2 protein-coding genes are annotated in these 3,855 nt (G+C 34.9%); both read left to right on the top strand.

Translation table 11 applies throughout. From position 1 onward, the window contains the following. Positions 1 to 284: 284 nt before the first annotated feature. Positions 285 to 1,190 carry a tyrosine-type recombinase/integrase gene (locus tag ACFQ0V_RS13230; RefSeq protein ID WP_381014452.1) on the top strand — a complete coding sequence of 302 codons (906 nt, stop codon included), beginning with the start codon at positions 285 to 287 and terminating at the stop codon, positions 1,188 to 1,190. A 568-nt stretch (positions 1,191 to 1,758) separates the two neighbouring features. Continuing rightward, a complete protein-coding gene (locus tag ACFQ0V_RS13225) occupies positions 1,759 to 3,129 on the top strand; it encodes a protein rep (RefSeq protein WP_381014450.1) in 1,371 nt (456 codons plus the stop codon). The last annotated feature ends 726 nt before the right edge of the window (positions 3,130 to 3,855 follow it).

Below are 3,855 nucleotides of genomic sequence, written 5' to 3'. Positions count from 1 at the left end.
ACTGCAAAAGTGTCTTAGACAGTCGCATTGCGATTAGAAGATACGTGCTCAGACAATAGATGACTATTAAGAGCGGATGATTACTAAACATTGCAAAGCTGCATAAGGTTTTGATTGTCTCTGTAATATTTTTTTTCGCAAGAAAAAAGAGATACAGAGACAATCAAAGTCAGGGTTACCAGAAACACATAGGTGTTAAGGTTACAGCCCGTAATAGTTGATCAGATACTTAGAGATTCTTATGAAACGAAGTATCTTCTTACATTGGGGGAGGTCTGTCAAAAATGAAAGACTATACAAAAAAACATCAAGATTTAATGCGTCAAGTAGATAAAGTAGCCAAACATAATAGGCAGGGATCATACAAAACGAAAGAGCGTTATTACAATGCAATGCAAAATTTTACGAAACACCTTGCAAATAATTATGGCTTACAGAAAGTCGCCAATATATCAGATAAGCATTTACATTCGTATGTGGACGAAATGAAGTCTAAGAATCTATCCGCCAGTACGATTAAGACCAACTTGTCAGCGATTCGTTTTTATCATGATCAGTTTCCTAAGACTAGAAATATTCTATCGCCAAATGAAGTTTTCGACTTGGAGAAGCGTGACTTCATCGGATCAGATAAATCTTGGTCGCAAGATGAGTACGATCGCATAAAAGAACTATCAGGACAGCTAGGAAGTCGTCTGGTGCACGATACAGTCGTTTTAGCTCGTAATGAGGGTTTACGTATACACGAAGCCATAAGACTCGACAGGGCGACTGTGGTGCGTTCTATAAGGACAGGAGAGTTAGAAATCAAAGGCAAAGGCGGCAAAATTCGTAGTGTACCTCTTTCAGAAGAAAGTAGACAGCTGCTAATGGATCGTGTTGTCACAACTCCGGTTGGTTCTAAATTATTTGTTGGTGAACATGAAAAAACTCACTTAGTAATTAAGCGAGTTCAAAATTTTATATCAAGACACCAAAAAACGATTGCCGATCCTAATCGTAGTGAGCGAATAAAGAACGGTGAAAACATTACAGATAGAGTAACATTTCATGGCTTGCGGCATACGTATGCACAAGAGCAGTACCAAAATTTTAGGGATCAGGGCTATACGGAATATCATTCACGTTTAGCAGTATCACAATTATTAGGACATGAAAGAGATGATGTCACTAGAATTTATATCACATGAGTTTAGAAGAGTATTTCTCGTTTTAAGAAAAAATAATTGGAATGAGCGGCAGGGCGAAGCACTGCTGTGAATGGAGATTATTTTGCCTTTAAGTCGCGTAGCGACGCGGAATTTCATGTAGTGGAGCGTTAGCGAAACGAATGAAATTCCTGTCTTGATACATATTAGAAATATAATGCAGATGATAAATCACCACTTTTATTGGCACGAACCCTTGATATATAAGGGTTTTGGGTTAAAAAAACACGTGAAATTCTATGAAAAAACGTGAAATTCTATGAAATTCTATGAAATTTAACGTGATCATAAAAAATTTAGAGTGATTTTTTTGTAGTAAAGAGTAAAAAACATCTGCTATTTTGTGAGATTTTTTATCGGAGGGGAATTTTTGAAGTGAGAAATATTTTTATAAAGTGAGAAGTGTATTTTTTAGGTTGATTGTAATTGTCGATCAATTTGAAAAAGACACTTCCACAGGTTATATTAAAGTTGCGAGACTAAAACATAACTTTTATAGCTGGAGGTGTCTTTATTCTGAAACATTTACCTTTTTCGGAATAAGTATAACATGAACAATAAAATAACAAAAGCAGAAAAGTCGGTTGCACCTGTCGATTCAAAAGATATTAAGAAAGGTGATGCTTTTTGGGATGTAGACAAACATGGAAATGTGATTCCATGGGTTGATCGTAAGCACCAATCTATTCAATATGCCAATGCTTTGGCGAACATAAATGAATATGCTGCTACAAAAGGTATCGAATTTAAAGTTAGTGAGGATCAAGTACAAAGAGTTTTCTTATGTGGTGAGTACAGAGAATATAAGTCTTATGTAAATGCTGAAACTGACGATGTAATGAAGCATTCGCTGCATAGAGCGTTTTTCTGTAAACGAAGAATGTGTCCTCAATGTATGTGGTTGCGTACAATGACAGAATCACACATAAACAAATTAGTTCTTGAGGAGATACACAAAGAATACAAAAGTGCATATGGATACTTTTTAACGTTGACTGTTAAAAATGTTAAAGCCGATCAGTTAAACGATACGATAAAACACATTATGAAATCATTCACCAAGATGATGAGGAAGTCACGCATTAAAAAATATTTGTTAGGGTATTCCAGAACAGTTGAGGTCACCTACAATGCAAAGACTGATACGTATCATCCTCATATACATGCAATTTTAATATTCAAGTCGTCTTTGAGAAATTCGGAAAAGGGCATTTTTAAACAAAGTAAAAAGAATGGTCAAAACGAATTTATTGATATGTGGCAAGAAGCCGCTGAATTAGATTACCGTCCATCGATCACGATTGAACAGTATACAAAAGCTAAAACATATGTAGGTAAATATGGTCGCAAAAAAGGTAAAACGATTCATAAAACACGTGAACAAAATATTAGCTCGTCAGCAGCCGAGCTTTCAAAATATCCAACAGAAATTATAGATGTAGCAGAAGCGATTCCAATTTACGATGATTCTGAATCAGATCAGTCGCACAATGGAGAGCGTAATCTCATTGGTTATGATTATGTCTATAACCTAGATCAGCTGCTCACAATTGAAGAAGCATTTTTTAATAAGCGATTGATGACGTATGGAGGTATCTTCAAAAAGAAGCGTAATGAAATTAAAAAACAGATTATCGAGCAAGCAAAACTTAATGAAGAGGAGGAAGAAAAAGTTTTCAGCTATACGGATGGCGAGGGCAATTCAGTAACGTATAGGCTGACGAAAGAAGATATTCTATATAATTATTTTCGAGCGATCTACAATTATGCTGAGGAGTATCGCAATAAAGCCTTTATCGTTAGTGAGATGGAGAAAGGTTTAACAGGCAGCGAGTTTCAAAGTCGCTATGGGTATTCTTCGGACGATGAAGAGGATCAAGAAAATCAAGAGTATATAGAAATTGTCAAAAGCACAATGTAGTTCGTAGACATTTACAAAATAAAAAGCTAAGTGATATGTGGTTTTTATATCGCTTAGCTTTTTATTTTCCAACAACTGAAGCGTAGCGTAAGGCGTTAGCTTGCTAAAAACTTTTTAAAAGATGAATAATTTTAAAAGCATTTGAATATAATAAGTCGAATGCATAAAAAAGGAACAAAGAAATCAGGAAATTTTTCAACTTTACAAATCATAAAAAAGGAAGAGAGAGATCAGGAAATTCTTTAAATTTTACAAGTCATAAAAAAGGAAAGAGGAAATCACACTAAAACAAGAAGTATAGAAACATAGAAAGAGCTAATCAATACAAGGAGTATAGGAATTAAGGAAACATAAAAATTAGAAAGGCGATCAAGCGACTAAAGAGTATAAAAATTTTAGAGAAATTCAAAATTAGGAAAGGAGTTCAATTCGAAAGGGTGTATTTAAAAAGCAGAGCAACCTTGTAAGCAAGACTATGTGTAGAGGCAATGAGTATTCAAGTTCAAAAGAACATCTACGGATCGAAAGAAATGCTGACTATGGAGAAAAAGGCTATTAGGAAGCACCAATATCGTTTAGCGGAACGCAAAACTGCAAAAGTGTCTTAGACAGTCGCATTGCGATTAGAAGATACGTGCTCAGACAATAGATGACTATTAAGAGCGGATGATTACTAAACATTGCAAAGCTGCATAAGGTTTTGATTGTCTCTGTAATATTTTTTTT

Origin of the sequence: Savagea faecisuis (genome assembly GCF_042675605.1) — a bacterium.
Taxonomy (GTDB): domain Bacteria; phylum Bacillota; class Bacilli; order Bacillales_A; family Planococcaceae; genus Savagea; species Savagea faecisuis.
This window is presented reverse-complemented; position numbering and strand designations above follow the sequence as displayed.

Coding starts and splice junctions, on each gene's coding strand:
- ACFQ0V_RS13230 (WP_381014452.1), top strand. CDS start 285: ATGAAAGACTATACAAAAAAACATCAAGATTTAATGCGTCAAGTAGAT.
- ACFQ0V_RS13225 (WP_381014450.1), top strand. CDS start 1,759: ATGAACAATAAAATAACAAAAGCAGAAAAGTCGGTTGCACCTGTCGAT.